The organism is Streptomyces sp. SLBN-8D4 (genome assembly GCF_049739545.1).
Taxonomy (GTDB): domain Bacteria; phylum Actinomycetota; class Actinomycetes; order Streptomycetales; family Streptomycetaceae; genus Streptomyces; species Streptomyces canus_C.
The window spans coordinates 1,193,589-1,210,954 of the sequence record NZ_JBMGQC010000001.1 but is presented as its reverse complement, the minus strand read 5'-3'; the positions used below and the strand labels follow the sequence as shown (position 1 = coordinate 1,210,954).

Below are 17,366 nucleotides of genomic sequence, written 5' to 3'. Positions count from 1 at the left end.
GACCTCCGTGGAATGGACGGGAACCGTGCGGATGTCAGACTTCGGGGCCGCGCGCCGCGAACCGGCTGCGCGCCCGCGCCTGGAGGAAGACCGGTACGCCCTGGCCCCGCTCGCCGCCCGCGTCGGTGCGGTAGGACCACGGCAGGGGCGTGTAGTACGGGCCGAGGGCGTCGAACACCTCGGTCGCCTCCTCGAACCGCAGCGCGCCCCACAGGGCGTGGGCGAGATGGTTGAGGTCGAGCGGGGTGCGCTCCTCGGCGGGAGCCCGCGCGAACCAGGCGTCGTGCGCCCGGTCCGCCTCCCGGATGGCGTCCTCGGCCACCCAGTGCAGGTCGAGCGCGGCACTGTGCCCGGCACCGCGCCGGTAGCGCTCGACCCGTACGTACAGCGGCAGGACGTGCAGTGCGGACCCCGGCGGGGCGGACGCGGCAGCCCAGTGCGCGAAGCCGACCGCCTCCGCCAGCCGCCCCGAGGACGCCCGCGCGTACAGGAACTGGAGCATCCGGTGGTGGGCCTCGCGGTTGTACGGGTCCCGCTTGCCGGCCTCGGCCAGCAGCCCCCACGGGCCCGGCGGCAGCATCGGCCCGGGCGGCTCGGCCCGGTGCTCCTCCCACAGCAGCCGGTGGTCCAGCTGGGCCAGCGCCAGCAGGCACACCCAGGGCACCGGATCGTGAGCCGCGACCCGGGCGGCGGTCCGGCTGACGTCCCAGGCCTCGATCCACAGTTCGTGCGTACGGCGGTGCCGCTCGCGCCGGGCCCGCAGCGCGCGTTCCACGGCGACCCGGGCCCGCATCACCGTGGCCGGCACGCTGCCTGGCTCCTCGGTGAGCCAGGTCCGCACGACGTCGGTCCCCGCGGCCGCCGCGGCCAGGACCTGGGTGCGCTGGGTCCACTGCCACCAGCACGGGGTCCGCTCCAGCAGGGTGCGCATCGACATCCAGCGCCCGGCGCGGACCTCCTGGAGGGCCGCGCGCAGCTCCGGGTCGTGGCCGGCGGGATCGTATACGGGGCGTGCTCCTTCTCTGGCCATCACCTTCCCGCCCCGGACGCGGGACCGGGCGGAACGGCAGGGTGGAGTAACAACAGCCCTCCTCGGGGCGGCGGTTGAGGAGATCGCGTTGGTCGGCGGTCACTATAGGGGCGAGGATTCGCCCCGCACACCACTTCCCGATCATTCCGAACTTCTTTTCAGAACAAGGGAGTTGACTGGTGATCGGCCAGTCAACGCGGTCGAGTAACCGCTGGTGGGGGGTGCCTTGACGCGGTGCGGGCGGCGGCGGCAGGCTGTCGGACCGTGATCACTCAGGGAGGGGCGTGATGACCGGTCCGGTGCTCGCCGTCGATCAGGGCACGTCCGGTACCAAGGCCCTGGTGATCTGTCCCGAACGCGGGGTCATCGGCGCCGGATTCGCCGAGGTGCGTCCCCGCCACCTGCCCGCCGGACGCGTCGAGGCCGACCCCGCGCAGCTGTACGACTCGGTGATCGAGGCCGGTTCGCGGGCGCTGGCCGAGGCGGGTGAGGCGGTGGTCGCGCTGGGCCTCGCCAACCAGGGCGAGACCGTGCTCGCCTGGGACCCGGCAACGGGCCGGCCCCTCACCGACGCACTCGTGTGGCAGGACCGGCGGGCGGAGTCCATGTGCTCCGAACTCGCCGGGCGCGCCGACGAGTTGCGTGCGCTGACCGGACTTCCGCTCGACCCGTACTTCGCCGCACCCAAGATGGCCTGGATACGACGGCACCTCACCCGGGAGGGCGTCGTCACCACCACTGACGCCTGGCTCGTCCACCGGCTCACCGGCGCCTTCGTCACGGACGCCGCCACCGCCGGCCGCACCCAGCTTCTCGACCTGGACCGTGCGCAGTGGTCCCGGCGCGCCCTCGACCTGTACGGCCTCGCGGACGAACGGCTCCCCGAGGTCGTCGACAACGCCCGACAGGTTGGCGTGACAAGGGCGTTCGGCCCGGAGATCCCGCTCACCGGTCTGGCCGTGGACCAGCAGGCCGCGCTGCTCGCCCAGCGCATCACGGCACCCGGTGGCGCCAAGTGCACCTACGGAACAGGGGCGTTCCTGCTCGCGCACACCGGGTCCGTGCCCCGGCGCGGTGACGCGGGACTGGTGAGCTGTGTGGCCTGGCAGCTCGGCGGGCGGACCGATTACTGCCTCGACGGCCAGGTCTACACGGCCGCGTCCGCGGTCCGCTGGCTCACCGACCTGGGCGTCATCAAGGGCGCCGCCGACCTCGACGCGGTGGGCGGTGCGGTGCCCGACAGCGGAGGGGTCACCTTCGTCCCGGCCCTCGCCGGACTCGCGGCCCCGTGGTGGCGGGGCGACCTGCGGGGCTCCCTCACCGGCCTCGGCCTCGACACCGGCCCCGGGCAGCTGGTGCGAGCACTGTGCGAAGGGCTGGCGGCACAGGTCGCCCTGCTCGCCGAGGCCGCCGCCACGGAGCTCGGCGCGCCGTTGGACGCCCTGCGCGTCGACGGCGGTCTCACCCGCTCCACTCTCCTCATGCAGACCCAGGCGGACCTGCTGCAACGCCCCGTGGAGGTGTCGGCGCTGCCGGACGCGACGGCGCTGGGCGTGGGCACCCTGGCCCGCCTCGGCGTTGAACCGGGCCTGGAGATGACGGACGCCCTGCCCGACGGGAAGCCGGCCGCGGTGTACGAACCGCGGGTGTCGTCCGAGGAGGCGGCGGAGCGGCTGGCCGCGTTCCGGGCCGCGGTGAACGCGCTGCTCGAAGGGGCGGACGGATGAAGGGAGTGCGATACGCGCCCGGCCGTCCGCGGCGGGGTGGCCGCCGTGGCTGGTCACGCCGTACCCCGCGCCCCTTCACTGCGCTGCCGTGCTCCTTCCCGGGCGGCACCCCCGCATGACGGCCCCTGCGCACGGCGCGGTCACCCGGCGCGGGCCGTTGCCCTCGGCGCCCTACGACATCGCGGTCGTCGGCGCCGGGGTCGTCGGCAGCGCGATCGCCCGGGGCCTCGCCCACCACCCGCACCTGCGCATCGCGCTCGTCGAGGCGGAGGACGACGTGGGACAGGGCTCCTCGAAGGCCAACACCGCCATCCTGCACACCGGTTTCGACGCCACCCCCGGCTTCCTGGAGGCCCGCCTGGTCCGCGAGGGCGCGCGGCTGCTCGCCGCGTACGCGGCAGCGACCGGCATCCCCGTTGAGCCTGTCGGCGCCCTCCTCGTGGCCTGGGACGAGGAGCAACTCGCCGCGCTGCCCCGGCTGGCGGAGAAGGCAGAGCGCAACGACTGCACGGACACCCGCCTGATCGGCCCCGCCGAGCTCTACGACCGCGAGCCGCACCTCGGCCCCGGCGCGCTGGGCGCCCTGCACGTGCCCGGCGAGAGCATCATCTGCCCCTGGACCACGAACCTGGCGTACGCCACCCAGGCCGTCCGGCACGGAGTCGACCTGCACCTCAACACCCGGGTGGAGCGGGCGAGTCATCAGGACGGCACGCACCACCTGACGACCTCCCGCGGCACCCTGCGAACCCGTTGGCTCGTCAACGCCGCCGGTCTGCACGCCGACACCCTCGACCGCGCCCTCGGCCACGACGACTTCACCGTCACCCCGCGCCGCGGCCAGCTCCTCGTCTTCGACAAGTTCGCCCGCGACCTCGTACGGCACATTCTCCTGCCGGTGCCCACCGCACTCGGCAAGGGCGTCCTGGTCGCCCCCACCGTGTACGGCAACGTCCTCCTCGGCCCCACCGCCGAGGACCTGGACGACAAGCGGGCCACCGTCTCCACCGCCGAGGGTCTTGAGGGGCTCCGCGACAAGGGCCGCCGTATCCTGCCCGGCCTGCTCGACGAGGAGGTCACCGCCGTCTACGCGGGCCTGCGTGCCGCCACCGAGCACGAGGACTACCGCATCTCGGCCCATCCCGAGCAGGCGTACGTCACCGTCGGCGGCATCCGATCGACCGGACTGACCGCGTCGCTCGCCATCGCCGCGCACGTGACGGACCTGCTCGCCGAGGCCGGCCTCGCCCTCGGCCCCGCCACGGAACTGGACCCGGTCCGCATGCCCAACCTCGGCGAGGCCTTCCCACGCCCCTACCAGCGCCCCGAACTCATCGCCGCCGACCCGGAGTACGGCACCCTCGTCTGCCACTGCGAGCGCGTGACCCGCGGCGAAATCCGCGACGCCCTCACCGCCACGATCCCCCCGGCCGGCCTCGACGGCCTACGCCGCCGGACCCGGGCCCGGGCGGGTCGGTGCCAGGGGTTCTACTGCGGGGCCGCGGTGCGGGAGTTGTTCGAGGGGGCGCGGAAGTGAGTGGGGGGCGGGCGGTGTTCGCCGGGGCGGCGACGGGGGAGCGCTGGCTTTCGGCGGTGCGCGGGGATGGCCGCTCTCGGACGGCGGCGCGTGGGCAGGTCCGGTCGTGGGCAGGGCGCGGGCAGGCCTGGCCCCGGCGCCCCGCAGGCAGGTCCCGCCTTGGGCGGCGCACGGGGATGTTCGGTCTTGGGCGGGGCCCGGGCAGGCCTGGCTTTGCGTGGCGCGCGGGGAATTCCGGTTTGGACAGGGCGCGGGTGGGCCTGTCCTATGGTGCCGCGCGGGCAGGTACGGCCCCCTGGCGCCCCGCAGGCAGGCCCGGCCTTGGGCGCCGTGCGGCGATATCCGCCCTTGGGCTGGGCGTGGGCGGCCCCGGCCTACGGCTCCGCGCGGGCGGGTTCGGCCCCTGTGTGTCTCGCGTCCGGGCCCTGCTTCCGGTGCCGTGCGGGCAGGCCCGGCCCCTCTGTGCCTCGCGACCAGGCCCAGCCCCTCTGCGCCCCGCGGACAACCCCAGCCTCCGGCGCCGCGCGAAGGGGCCCAGCCCTCGGTGCCGCGCGGACAACCCCGGCCCCCGGCGCCCCCCGAGAGGACCCGCCCATGACCGCCGTACGCCACGTCGACGTCCTGATCGTCGGTGCCGGGCCCGCCGGGCTCGCGGCTGCCGCTCGGTTGGCTGACGCGCAGGTGGGCCGGGTCGAGGTCCTGGACCGGGAACAGCAGGCCGGGGGAGTGCCGCGGCACTGTGCTCACGGCGGTTACGGCAGCTGGTCGCGGCCCCTGACCGGGCCCGCCTACGCCCGACTCCTCGTCACGGCCGCCGAGCGCGCCGGGGCCGTCGTGCGCACCGGAGTCACCGCCCTCGACTGGGCGGGCCCGCTGTCGCTGCACACCGTCGGCCCGGGCGGACCGGAGACGATCCGGGCGCGGGCGGTCGTCCTGGCCACGGGCGCCCGCGAACGCCCGCGTTCCGCACGGCTCGTCCCCGGTACCCGCCCCGCCGGAGTCCTCACCACGGGCGAACTCCAGCAGGCCGTGCACCTCCACGGACAGCGCATCGGGGAGCGCGCGGTCGTGGTCGGCGCCGAGGACGTCTCCTACGCGGCCGCCGCCACCGTACGGGCCGCCGGAGCGGTGGTCGTCGCCATGCTCACCGACCTGCCCCGCGCCCGGACCACACCCAGCCGCGCCGCCGACGCCCGCCTCCGGCAAGGGATCCCGCTCCTCACCGGCACCATCGTCACCGAACTCCTCGGACACGCACGGCTGTCGGGCGTCCGCGTACGGCACCGTGACGGCAGGACGGCCGTACTGCCCTGCGACACCGTCGTGTTCACCGGCGACTTCGTGCCCGATCACGAACTCGCCCGGCGCGGCGACCTGACCCTGGACCCCGGCACCCGGGGCCCGGCCGTCGACGGGTCGCTGCGCACCTCACGGCCCGGCGTGTTCGCGGCCGGCAGTGTGCTGCACCCCGCGGAGAGCGCGGCGACCGCGGCCCGCGAGGGGGCACACGCGGCCGGTGCCGTGCTGGAGACGCTGGCCGGAGCCGAACACCCGGACGGCGTCCCCCTGGCGGTGGCACCGCCGCTGCGCTGGGTCGTCCCGAACCGGGTCACCCCGGCCCCGGCCGAGAGCGGGCTGCCGTACGGTCTGCCGTACATCCTGCGCACGACGGCCCGCTTGACCCGCCCGCTCCTCCAGGTCACCCAGGACGGCCGCACGCTGCACCGCCAATGCCTGGTCAGGGCACTTCCCTACCGGCCCCTCGTCCTGAGCGCACGGTGGGCCCACCTGGCCGATCCCGAGGGCGGCCCTGTGCGGGTGACGCTGAGCAGTCGGTGAACGACCCGGCCGCCGGTCAGATCACCTTCAACCGCACCAGCGCACCCAGCGTCAGCGCCCCCGGCACCAGCGGCACCCAGACCGTGATGATCCGGTAGGCGAGCACCACCGCCGTGGCCACGGCCACCGGGCCGCCGGCCGCCACCAGCGCCACCACCAGGGCCGCCTCCACCGAGCCGACCCCGCCCGGTGTGGGCACCAGGGCCACCGCGCAGGTCGCGGCCAGATACGCGACGGCCATGTGCACGGGCGCCACCGGCAGCCCCAGCGCCTGTCCCACCGCGGCGAAACCGGCCGCCTGGAGGGCCGGGAAGGCGAGCGAACCGCCCCACAGGGCGAACGCCCGGGACGGCATGGCGTGCACCGAGCGGGCCTCGCACAGGGCGGTCCGCAGGAAGGAGCCCACCGCCGTCCGCACCCGGCGGACACCGGCGAGGACACCCACGGCCGTCACCAGTACGGCGCCCAGGCCCAGCAGCAGCGGACCGGCCGCCGTGCCGGGCAGCAGCGCGCCGAACCGCAGCGCGTCCGGGAAGGCCAGGAAGAGCACGGTCAGCAGGGCGAGCCGGCCGACCGACTCCGCCAGCACGTACAGGGCCAGTGCGGCCGAGGAACGGGCGAGCGGAACCCCGCACACGGTCATGAACCGCAGGTTGACCGCGCCCGCGCCGAGGCCCGTAGGCAGCAGATGGTTGGCCGCGCCCGCCGCGAACTGTGTGGCCAGCAGTCGCCGCCGGGGCAGTCTCGCCACCACGGCGCCCTGCCGGGTGAAGGAGGCGGCCACCCAGGTCAGACAGGTGGTGCCGGTCGCGGCCGCGAGCCATGGCCACTCGGCGTTGCGCAGGTGACCGAAGCCCTCGACGAGCACGGAACGGTGCCGGACCGCCACGACGGTGACCAGCAGGAGCGGGACCAGACACAGGATCTGGCGGATACGGCGGACGGGGAGGCGCTGGAGAGGGCGTCCCTGGGGGAGTTCTACCGCTGTCACACCGGGAGAGGTTTTCCCCACCGCGCCAACGGCGGGTTGCGGAAGCGGGGCCAGGGTCTTACGTGCGGTCATCGAGTCCTTCGGTCGGGCTGTTGAGGTTCGGGCGTTGACCTCGATAACGCTTGAGGTTCTAAGTTCTCTCCCATGAGCATGGAGACCACAGCGTGGACACAGCTGCACAGTGTCATGAACGCCGAGCAGGAACGCCGCCCGTTCGCCCGCGCGACACTGCGCCGCATCGGAGCCTTCGCCCGCCCGCACCGTACCCGAATCGCCCGTTTCGTCGTGCTCGGGGTGGCGACCGCGCTGCTGGCCGTGGCCACGCCCGTACTGGCCGGGAACGTCGTGGACGCGATCGTGTCGGGTGACGACGAGAGCAAGGTCGTGCGCCTGGCCCTGCTCATCGCCCTGATCGCGGTCGCCGAGGCGGCGCTCGGCATCCTCGCCCGGCGCCTGTCGGCCTCGCTCGGGGAGGGGCTCATCCTCGATCTGCGCACGGCTGTGTTCGATCATGTGCAGCGCATGCCGGTCGCGTTCTTCACACGCACTCGTACGGGAGCGCTCGTCTCCCGTCTCAACAACGACGTCATCGGCGCCCAGCGCGCCTTCAGCAACACCCTGTCCGGCGTGGTCAGCAACCTGGTCACCCTGCTGCTGACCCTTGTGGTGATGCTCACCCTGTCCTGGCAGATCACCCTGCTCGCGCTCGCGCTGCTCCCGCTGTTCGTGATCCCGGCCCGCCGCATGGGCAGCAGGATGGCCCGGATGCAACGGGAGGCGGCCACCCTGAACGCGGCCATGGGCACCCGGATGACCGAGCGCTTCTCCGCACCCGGCGCCACCCTCGTCAAGCTCTTCGGCCGCCCCGAGCAGGAGTCCGTGGAGTTCGCGGCCCGCGCCCGTCAGGTGGCCGACATCGGCGTGCGCACGGCCACCGCCCAGTCGGTGTTCATCACCGCCCTGACCCTGGTCTCGGCCCTGGCCCTCGCCCTGGTCTACGGCCTCGGCGGCTGGTTCGCCCTGCGTGGCAGCCTGGAACCCGGTGCCGTGGTCTCCCTCGCCCTGCTCCTGACCCGCATGTACGCCCCGCTCACCGCCCTGGCCGGTGCCCGTGTCGAGGTGATGAGCGCGCTGGTCAGCTTCGAACGGGTCTTCGAGGTGCTCGACCTGAAGCCGCTGATCGCGGAGAAGCCGGACGCCCGTGAGGTTCCCGAAGGACCGGTCGCCGTCGAGTTCGATGACGTCCGCTTCGGCTACCCCTCTGCCGACAAGGTCTCCCTCGCCTCCCTGGAGGAAGTCGCCTCCCTCGACACCCGCGGCGGCGCCGAGGTCCTGCACGGCCTCTCCTTCCGCGCCGAACCGGGCCAGACCGTCGCCCTCGTCGGCTCCTCCGGCGCCGGAAAGTCGACCGTCGCGCAACTGCTGCCGCGGCTCTACGACGTCGACGAGGGCGCCGTACGCATCGGCGGCGTCGACGTCCGCGACCTGACCGCCGGCTCCCTGCGCGCCACTCTCGGCATGGTCACCCAGGACGGCCACCTCTTCCACGACACCGTCCGCGCGAACCTGCTCCTGGCCCGCCCGGAGGCGAGCGAGACGGAACTGTGGGACGCCCTGCGCCGCTCCCGCCTCGACACTCTCGTACGGTCCCTGCCCGACGGCCTCGACACCGTGGTCGGCGAGCGCGGCTACCGGCTCTCCGGCGGCGAACGCCAGCGCATGACCATCGCCCGGCTGCTGCTGGCCCGCCAGCGGGTCGTCATCCTCGACGAGGCCACCGCCCACCTGGACAACACCTCGGAGGCCGCCGTCCAGGAGGCGCTCACCGAGGCGCTGGAGGGCAGGACGGCCATCGTGATCGCCCACCGTTTGTCCACGATCCGCACGGCCGACCTGATCCTGGTGGTCGAGGACGGGCAGATCGTGGAGCGGGGCACCCACGAGGAACTCCTCGCCCTCGACGGCCGGTACGCGGAGCTCTACCGGACCCAGTTCACCCCACAGGACGGCGGCGGGATGCCGGAGATCGCGGCGGCGGACGAGGCCGTGGCCTAGGCGTACGGCCGCCTCAGCCCCCGGGTCAGGGCGTGAGCCGGTGCTGGTGGCCCGCACGCCATTCGGTCAGCAGGACGGTGGCGTCGTCGTCCAGACGGCCGGAGTGGTGGTCGAGGACCGCGTGTATCAGCCGGCGCAGGGTCTCGTGCAGTGTCTGGCGGCCGGAGTGGTGGCGGACGATGAAGTCGGTGAACCGTTCATGGCCGAACCGCCGCCCCTCGGCATCACGGGCTTCGACGATGCCGTCCGTGTAGAGCAGCAGCCGGTCGCCGGGCTCCAGCTGATGGCGGCTGACGACGATCGGCAGCCCCAGGCTCGCGCCCATCGGCCCGGCGGGCGGGCAGGCCAGCTCGACGGTCCAGCGGTTGTCGCGGACGACGAGGGGCAGCGGGTGACCGCGGTTGATCCAGGTCAGGTGACCTGTGTCGAGATCGAGTTCGGCGAGGACGCCGGTCACACGAACTGCTTCTTCTCCTCGAAGGTCAGCACGTTCGGAAGCTCCGGGGCGAGCATCTCCTGCGGCTCACGGCCGTCGTGACGGCGCATCAGAACCGGACGGTGAAGGATGTGGAGAAACAGAATCGGCCAGACGTGCGAGAGTTCACGTTGTCGGGCCGGCCCCTGCCGCGGGCGCCGACGCGGAGTCCGGACGCGTCGCCGGAAACAGCAGCGCCGTGGCGGCCCGCGCGTGCAGCGCGTCCAACGTCTTGATCTGCCGCACGGCCCTGCGCAGCAGCTCCTCCAGCCGGTCGGCGTCCAGACGCGAGTCCCGTGCCGACGCGGCGAGCAGCCCGCGCCACAGCGAGGCCTTGCCCTGTGCTCCCAGCCGCAGGGCTTCGAGCTCGACCAGGAGGGCCAGGCCGGAGCGGCGCAGCAGGCGGCCGTTGGGCTTCATCCGCGCGACCTTCTCGCCCAGCCACGCCCCGTATGTCTTGTAGCGCCGCACCGGGACGTCGAGGTCGGCGAGGAGGCGTACCAGGGCCTGCCGGTCCTGGGTGATCTCCTTCCTGAGGCTCTCCAGAGGCTCGCCGTAGGGCGAGCCACGGTGCTCCCGAGCCATACGGCCGGCGAGTTCGACGCCCGCGGTCGCGCCGGCCAGGTGGTCGTTGAGATAGATCACCAGCCGTTTCTGCCGCGTCGGACCGTCGGGCGAGGGCGGTGCCGTCGTGTTCATGATTCCCTCCGGCTGCCGGAGTCCTGTGACGGTCTCCGAGTGCCCCGGCCGGGCCGGTCAACCATTTTGTCCTGAACGTCGGCCGGATCCGTCCCGTCGGCACCTGGACCAGGTCGCGGCCGGCAAGGTCAGGGCGCCGAGGCCGATCCGGCGGGCCGGGCAGCGCCTACGGAGACGAGCGGTCCGCCACCACGCTGAAGAGACCGTGCGTGACACGGGGGCGGCGCCCGCGCCCCGGCCGACCGAGTGTTCGTCCTGCTCATGGGTCCGCGCCTCGCGCGGACGTCCGGGTGCTCCTGCCCGGATGCCGTCACTCCGGGGTCAGGCCCACGGTTGTGGTGACGCGGGTGAGGGAAGGCTGCCTCGGTACGGACCCGAACCCGAAGCGCACGGGCGGGACGACCGGTGCCGCCGGACCGAGGTCGACGCCTTCGAAGCGCCCCGACACCGCGTGGACGGGCCGCAGGTCCCGCGCCCCGTACCACTCACGGCGGCCCGCCCGCGCACTGCCACGGGTACGCACGCCTGGCAGCAGCACGGAGGCGGGAAGGGCCGTGAGCGCGCACCAGGCCGGCTGCCGGGCGAGCACGCCGGGCACCGCGCACAGCAGCAGCCCCAGAAGCCGTCGGCGGCCCGCGGTGAAACGCAGGTCGAGCGGTCCAGCCGTGACCCTCCAGGTGTCACCGGTGACGCGCACGCCGACCGGGAGGACGCGCACGGTGTCGAAGACATAGGTGCCGCTGACGAAATCCGCAGTCTCCCGGGTGGGAGCGAGCAGCAGCCGTTCCCCGCCCGGCCGCTCCAGCATCACGTCGCTGAACGGCCCGAACGGCGACCGGGGCCAGTGCCCCAGCACGACCCGGGTCCCGGAGGCCGTGCCCAGGCCGGCGATCCAGCCGTCGAAGCGCAGCCGCCCGCCGTGGGACCGCGTGCCCGGCGGCCCGCTCATGGGGAAGAGGTCCGGGAGACCCCCAGCCGGACGTGCTCGACCCCGGGGGAGAAGTGCACGACGGGCCCGTCGAGCGGGGTCGGCAGGCCCGCCGCGGTGGTCAGCGTCTCCTCCAGCCCGTCGACGGCCGCACCGGCCAGCGGCCAGGGTTCATGTTCCACCGGTGTCTCCCAGAGACGCCCGAGGCGTCGCGTGTACGCGCGCCAGCGCGAGGTCAGCCACACGTCCCGCTCGGTCGGCTGAAGGGGGTCGCCGGGACGGACGCGCAGCCGGTACGACACACCGCGCGCCCCTCGCGCTCCGGCGTACGAGACGGTGGCGCCGTCGGTGGCCACCCGCAGGTGCCCCAGGTGGTACGGCGCCCCGATGGCACGAGCCGCCAGCATCAGCGGGCAGGCCACCTCGATGGACAGGAACCAGATCCCGTCCCGCCCGTCCTCGCGTCGCGCGTAGGTCCGCAGGTTGGTCTCCGCGAACGACGGGAGCCCGGGCACCGAGGCGGGGAGCCCCGCAGTGCGCACGTCCGCCATGACGAACGGGGTGAATCCCACCCAGGCCGCCCCGTCGTACTCGTCCACGGTCAGCTCCGGAGGCAGGAGGGACTGCACGGCCTCCGGCCGGAAGGGCCAGTGCACGAATGTCTGCCGCAGCCAGCGCGCCCGCACAGCCGGCACCCGCACGCGCTGCTCCGCTCCGTACGCCACCACGACCGCCGAGTCCCCACCCGGGCACCACGGAAACGCCCAGGCAGGGGGAGGGTGCTGACCGGACCGGGGGTTCGGCGAGCTTCGGTTTCCAGGCGTCCTGCAGAGGGACCACGGGTGCAACCAGAGTGGCGCCGGAATCGGCCAGCGGCCCAGCGCCGCCGTGCCCGATGACGAGGGCAAGGGCTTCGACCGCATGTGCGGCCCGAGCTACGGCGGCAACGCCCGCGACGGCACCAACCGCAGAACGCCTGCCCGCCACCACGGAGGCGCGGGTAGGTTTCACTTCGTGCGCTGTCCGGTGACCGGTCTTCGGCGTGACTGCCCGGGGCCGGATGGACACCCGGCCGCCCGAGCAGCCGTTGCTCGGGTGTCAGAGGTGTACGACGGGTGCCGCGTCGGGGTCCTGCTCCGGTACACCGCGCCGGTAGAGGATGACGCTGATGGCCAGGCCGGCGGTGAAGAAGACGGCCGACCACCAGTAGGCGGTGGTGTAGGCCTCCAGACCTGCCTGGGCCTGCACGGCGGGATCCCTGGGGCGCAGCCGGCCCCGAGGACGTACGCGCCGCAGTGGACGCGGCGGAGGCCGCCTTCGCCGAATGGACGGCTCTGGAGCCCTTTGCCCGCCGGAAGATCTTCCTGCGCGCGGCGGACCTCATGGAGGAACGCGGTGAGCAGGTCGTGGAGTTGACGGCCGGCGAGGTGGGCGGGACCCGGGGCTGGGCGTTGTTCAACGTCGAGGTGGCCGCCGGCATGCTGCGCGAGGCCGCCGCGGCGGTCACCGCACCACGCGGAGACGTGCTCACCACCCAGGAACGGGGCGGACTGAGCCTCGCCGTGCTCGAACCCCTCGGTGTCGTGGCGGCGTTCGCGCCGTGGAACGCCCCGGTCATCCTCGGCACCCGAGCGGTGGCCGCACCGCTCGCGGCGGGCAACACCGTTGTGGTCAAGGCGAGCGAGGACGCCCCGATCGCGTGCGGCCTGTTCATCGCCGACGTGCTGCGGGACGCGGGAATGCCCGACGGCGTCCTCAACGTCATCACCAACGACAAGGCGGACGCCGCGGGCCTCGCGCGGGCACTCATCGAGGATCCGCGGGTCCGCGCGGTCAACTTCACCGGCTCCACCGGCGTCGGGCGGATCATCGGCACCCTCGCTGCCGAGCACCTCAAGCCGGCCGTACTGGAACTCGGCGGCAAGAACTCCGTGATCGTGCTGGAGGACGCCGACCTCGACCACGCTGTGAACGCAGCCGCGTTCGCCGCGTTCATGAACTCCGGCCAGATCTGCATGTGCGCCGACCGCGTCCTGGTGCACCTCTCACTCGTCGGCGAGTTCACCCGGCGGTTCGCCGCCAAGGTCGCCGATCTGCCCAGTGGCGATCCCGGTCTGCCCGGCACCGTCATCGGCCCGCTGGTGGACGAAGCCGCCGCCTGGCGGGTGGCAGCCCTGGTCACGGACGCGGTCGGCAGGGGCGCGCGCGTCCTGACCGGCGGTGGCAGGCCGCAGGGGGCTCTGTATCCGGCGACCGTGCTGACCGGCCTGCCCGAGGACGCGGAACTGCACCACAGCGAGGCCTTCGGGCCCGTCGTCGCCGTCAGGGCTTTCTCGCACGACGACGAGGCGGTGGCTCTGGCCGACGACACCGAGCACGGCCTCAGTTGCGGCATCCTCACCGAGAACGGCGCCCACGGCCTGAAGGTGGCACGCCGTGTCCGCACCGGCATCGTGCACGTGAACGACCAGTCGGTGGGGGACGAACCGCAGGCCCCCTTCGGCGGGTTCGCGGCGTCCGGTTACGGCCGCTTCGGCGGACGCTGGGGCATCGAGTCCTTCTCGAACACCCGCTGGGTCGCCCTCTCCACCGAGCACTCCCGCTCCCCCTTCTGATCCTGCCGCGCACAGTGCCTGCCCGAAGCGGTCATCACCACACCCCAGGAGCCTCCATGGCAAATTCCGTTTCGACACCCGGGTCGACCAGGACCCCGACAACGTCTGGACCGTCCTCACCGACGTGAGCAAGGTTCCCCAGTGGTTCCCGGCCATAAAGGAGGCAAGCTTCGACGGCACGCACCGCCATCTGCGCGGACCCGAGGGGGCAACGATGAAGTCCCTCGTGGTGACGAAGGACGACGAACTGCGGCGCTTCCAGTACCGGTTCGTCGAGGGCATGCCCCAGCCGATCGAGTTCCACCTCGGCACGTTCGACGTGCTTCCCGAGGCACGGGCTCACGCGTGGTCTACAGCCAGGAGATCCTCCCGGAGGCCCTCGCACGGATTGTCGAGCGAGCCGTGGGCGAAGGAATCGCGGGCATCGCCCGGTACTTCGCCGCACACTCCTGAGGTGGCAATGGGCGGATCTGCGAGTTGCGGGAGCCGACCATCGGTCCGCCGAGCCGAACACAGCCACCACGATCGGGCGCTCCGCGGGGTAAGCCATACAGATCTGCCCCGGCACCTTGCAGAGCGTGGCGGGCGGGCGCCGCGCTCCGGCCTACCAGCCGTAAGAGTCGGGACTTCGGCCCGGGCGTGGCGACGCCCTTGAGGGAATGGTGTCTGTGGGGGAGCGTCTGGCTGACGACGACGGCTAGGGGGCCGAAGCCGCTGACGACCACGGTGCCGTCGGCTGGAGTGCCCGCATTTCCCGGCGGCGGCCGCACACCGCATCGCCTTCAAGGACGTCCGCGGCTCAGGGCTGGCTGCTGCCTTGGCCGGAGGCGCTGCTGGAAGAGTCGACAAACCTTCGCAGGGTCCTGACGCCGCGGAACGCTGCAGGGGGCTGCGCCTACCAGCCCACACCGCTGGGCGGGAGGCGATCGGGCGCCTTCCCCGGCCGGTCGGTCAGCTTCCGGCGGGCCGCGCGGGGGTGGCCGGTGAGGTGGGTGCGGGGAGGGGGCGCCGGGCGACCTCATGGGCGTCGTCCGGTGGGACGCCCAGCATGCGCAGGACCATCTCGGCGAGGTTCACCGCGGCCTTGTCACCGTCCAGGTCGGGGCGGGCGAATCTCATCTCCACCAGAGCCAGCAGGGTTCCGCCCAGTGCGGTCAGGGCGACCACTGGATCGAGAGGGGTGAAGCGGCCGGACGTGAGGCCTGCCTCGATGTCGCGCAGGGCTCGCCGGACCAGGCCGTTGTCCGAGTGGATGTGGCCGAGGCCGCGGCGGCGCAGGACCTGCATCAGCTCGGGGTGCGAGTCGGCCATGAGGGCGCTGAGCCGGAAGCCCGCCGCGACGAGTTCCGCAGGGTCGTCGATGCCCGCGAGGCGCTCGTCGAAGTTCTGGCCGTACTCTTCCATGGCGTCCACCACCGCCGCCTCGAACAGCTCCGTCTTGGAGTCGAAGTGGTTGTAGAAGGAGCCGAATCCCACATCGGCGCGCTCGGCGATCGCCTGGATGCTGGCGCTGGTGTCCCCGGTTTCGGCGAGTATCTGCCGGGCCGCTCGCACGAGAGCCCTGCGGGTCTCGGCGCGGCGCCGCTCGAACCGGTTGCTGGGCGGGGCTGACGTAGACATGCGCCGATTGTAACCGCCGAGCGATGGGGATCGCAGTCCTGATGAATCCATCATTTCCCCGCCGCGAGCACCCGTGTCAGGGGGGCCGACGTCATCACGGCCCACCAGGCCCTCACAGCGAGCAGGGTGCCCTGCGCGGCACTTTCGCCGGCTCGCCCCGCATGGTGATCCGCAAGCCGGACGGCGCACCCGCGGCGCCGGCCGGGCGGAGACTGTCCTGCTGCGTCGCGACCGTGTCGTCCTGGACGCCATCCCTGGCGTGCAGGAGGGACGCCCAGGCAGCGGTGTCGGTGAAGTTACGGCCTCCGACGGCCTGATCGGGCGCCGATTAGTCACGAGGTGACCGCCAGTCGGCAGCGCGCCGAAGTCGCCTCCGTCGCCGCGACCTTGCGCGACCTGGGCGTCGGCCAGGGCGACCGGGTCGTCGGCTGTCTGGCCAACACCCCGCACGCGATCATCGCGTTCCCGGCCGCCGCGGTTCTGCCGGCAGAGCAACCCGGTCGCTTTCGACGACGAGGACCTGATCCTCGCCCAGGAGATCGCGGCCCGGGCGGCCGTGGCCGTCGACAACGCCCGCCGCTACACACAGGCCCGTGCGACAGCCCTCACTCTCCAGCGCAGTCTGCTGCCACAGCGCACGGCGGAGCAGTCCGCTGTCGATGTCGCCTGCCGCTATCTGCCCGCCGGTGCCGAGGCCGGTGTGGGTGGCGACTGGTACGAGATCATCCCGCTGTCCGGAGCCCGGGTCGCCCTGGTCGTGGGTGACGTGGTCGGCCACGGCATCAACGCCGCCGCCATGATGGGGCGCCTGCGCACCGCGGTCCGTACCCTCGCGGACATCGACCTGCCTCCCGACGAGTTGCTGACATACCTGGACGACGTCGTCATCCGGCTGTCCGCCGAGGCCTCTGCCGACCCGGACACCGAAGCGGCCGGAGACATCGGCGCCACATGCTTGTACGCCGTCTACGACCCCGTCGACGGCCGCTGCTCGCTGGCCCGCGCGGGGCACGTGCTGCCCGCCGTGGTGGGCGGCGACGGGTCCGTCGCCTTCCTGGACCTGCCGTCCGGCCCGCCGCTGGGCCTGGGCGGCCTGCCGTTCGAGGCGGCGGAGGTCGACCTGCCCGAAGGCAGCCTCCTCGCCCTGTACACCGACGGCCTGGTCGAAGCCCGTGACCGCGATATCGAGGCGGGCCTCACCCTTCTGCGCCACGCCCTCTCACAACCCGCCACCTCCCTGGAGGCCGCCTGCGACACCGTACTCCAGGCCCTGCTGCCCGCAGGCCGGCCCCACGACGACGCCGCCCTGCTGCTCGCCCGCACCCGCGTTCTTGGCGACAGCCAAGTCGCCGCCTGGGACGTGGACGCCGTCCCGGAAGCTGTTGCCCGGGCCCGTTCGAGCGTGACCAGGCAACTGGTCGCCTGGGGACTTGAGGATCTCGACTTCATCACCGAATTGGTGGTCAGCGAACTGGTCACCAACGCCATCCGCTACGGCCGGCCCCCCATCCGCCTGCGACTCATTCGCGACCGTTCGCTCCTGTGCGAGGTGTCCGACGCCGGCAGTGCCACCCCCCACCTGCGCCGGGCCCGGACGGGCTGAGCTTGCGGATGAGACCGCGCGCCGGGTCGGCCGATCAGTGCTGCGGCATGGAGGGGGGTACCAGCAGTTCTGATGGTTTCATCGTTTTAATTCTGCCGTGACCCTTGACGCTCATTCCATCAAGCTTGAGTATTTCATCATTACGACGCTGTCGGGCTGACGCCGCCCGTTTGTGTGTAACGGATGAGGAGCGAGCACCACCCAGGCTGCGCTCCGCCAGCCGCCCATGGACCTGCCCGCCCCCACG

12 protein-coding genes and 3 pseudogenes are annotated in these 17,366 nt (G+C 73.0%); 7 read left to right on the top strand and 8 right to left on the bottom strand.

The genetic code is table 11. The annotated features are described in order from the left end of the window. Positions 1-34 precede the first annotated feature (34 nt). Positions 35-1,030 (bottom strand): hypothetical protein, encoded by a 996-nt coding sequence (locus tag RKD20_RS05615; RefSeq protein WP_424876692.1) that lies wholly within the window; start codon positions 1,028-1,030, stop codon positions 35-37. Positions 1,031-1,317: 287 nt separating this feature from the next. On the opposite strand from RKD20_RS05615, the gene RKD20_RS05610 reads away from it, so the two are divergent. The 3 genes from RKD20_RS05610 to RKD20_RS05600 all read left to right on the top strand — a co-directional run bounded on the left by RKD20_RS05610 (position 1,318) and on the right by RKD20_RS05600 (position 6,133). Then, entirely contained in the window at positions 1,318-2,757 is a 1,440-nt protein-coding gene (locus tag RKD20_RS05610) for an FGGY family carbohydrate kinase (RefSeq protein WP_424876691.1), read from the top strand. A gap of 115 nt (positions 2,758-2,872) precedes the next feature. Further along, positions 2,873-4,294: an FAD-dependent oxidoreductase gene (locus tag RKD20_RS05605; protein ID WP_424876690.1), complete on the top strand. Its 1,422-nt coding sequence runs from the start codon at positions 2,873-2,875 to the stop codon at positions 4,292-4,294. 594 nt (positions 4,295-4,888) lie between these two features. Continuing rightward, positions 4,889-6,133 (top strand): NAD(P)/FAD-dependent oxidoreductase, encoded by a 1,245-nt coding sequence (locus RKD20_RS05600; protein ID WP_424876689.1) that lies wholly within the window; start codon positions 4,889-4,891, stop codon positions 6,131-6,133. 16 nt (positions 6,134-6,149) lie between these two features. Here RKD20_RS05600 and RKD20_RS05595 read toward each other — a convergent pair whose 3' ends face one another. Beyond that, entirely contained in the window at positions 6,150-7,124 is a 975-nt protein-coding gene (locus tag RKD20_RS05595; protein WP_424876688.1) for a lysylphosphatidylglycerol synthase transmembrane domain-containing protein, read from the bottom strand. Between the two features lie 150 nt (positions 7,125-7,274). On the opposite strand from RKD20_RS05595, the gene RKD20_RS05590 reads away from it, so the two are divergent. Beyond that, a complete protein-coding gene (locus RKD20_RS05590) occupies positions 7,275-9,179 on the top strand; it encodes an ABC transporter ATP-binding protein (RefSeq protein ID WP_424883149.1) in 1,905 nt (634 codons plus the stop codon). A 25-nt stretch (positions 9,180-9,204) separates the two neighbouring features. Here RKD20_RS05590 and RKD20_RS05585 read toward each other — a convergent pair whose 3' ends face one another. From RKD20_RS05585 to RKD20_RS05565, 5 genes and pseudogenes are all read right to left on the bottom strand, one after another. Further along, a complete protein-coding gene (locus RKD20_RS05585) occupies positions 9,205-9,636 on the bottom strand; it encodes a PP2C family protein-serine/threonine phosphatase (RefSeq protein WP_424876687.1) in 432 nt (143 codons plus the stop codon). A 144-nt stretch (positions 9,637-9,780) separates the two neighbouring features. Further along, positions 9,781-10,353 carry a hypothetical protein gene (locus RKD20_RS05580; RefSeq protein ID WP_424876686.1) on the bottom strand — a complete coding sequence of 191 codons (573 nt, stop codon included), beginning with the start codon at positions 10,351-10,353 and terminating at the stop codon, positions 9,781-9,783. 310 nt (positions 10,354-10,663) lie between these two features. Continuing rightward, a complete protein-coding gene (locus RKD20_RS05575; protein WP_424876685.1) occupies positions 10,664-11,302 on the bottom strand; it encodes a hypothetical protein in 639 nt (212 codons plus the stop codon). Beyond that, the gene (locus RKD20_RS05570) at positions 11,299-12,009 is read right to left on the bottom strand and encodes a YqjF family protein (RefSeq protein ID WP_424876684.1); all 711 of its coding nucleotides are present in this window, start codon (positions 12,007-12,009) and stop codon (positions 11,299-11,301) included. The genes RKD20_RS05575 and RKD20_RS05570 overlap by 4 nt, the downstream gene beginning before the upstream one ends. Positions 12,010-12,379: 370 nt before the next feature. Next, positions 12,380-12,544, bottom strand: a pseudogene (locus RKD20_RS05565) (MFS transporter); the annotation flags it as partial. Between the two features lie 2 nt (positions 12,545-12,546). Between RKD20_RS05565 and RKD20_RS05560 the strand changes: the two are divergent. Then, positions 12,547-13,896: pseudogene (locus RKD20_RS05560) on the top strand (aldehyde dehydrogenase family protein); the annotation flags it as partial. 124 nt (positions 13,897-14,020) lie between these two features. After that, complete coding sequence (locus tag RKD20_RS05555; protein WP_424876683.1) at positions 14,021-14,551, top strand: hypothetical protein; 531 nt, start codon at positions 14,021-14,023, stop codon at positions 14,549-14,551. Positions 14,552-14,847: 296 nt separating this feature from the next. On the opposite strand, the gene RKD20_RS05550 is transcribed toward RKD20_RS05555, so the two are convergent. Further along, a complete protein-coding gene (locus RKD20_RS05550; protein WP_424876682.1) occupies positions 14,848-15,516 on the bottom strand; it encodes a TetR/AcrR family transcriptional regulator in 669 nt (222 codons plus the stop codon). Positions 15,517-15,991: 475 nt separating this feature from the next. On the opposite strand from RKD20_RS05550, the pseudogene RKD20_RS05545 reads away from it, so the two are divergent. Further along, positions 15,992-17,110, top strand: a pseudogene (locus tag RKD20_RS05545) (ATP-binding SpoIIE family protein phosphatase); the annotation flags it as partial. Positions 17,111-17,366: the final 256 nt, after the last annotated feature.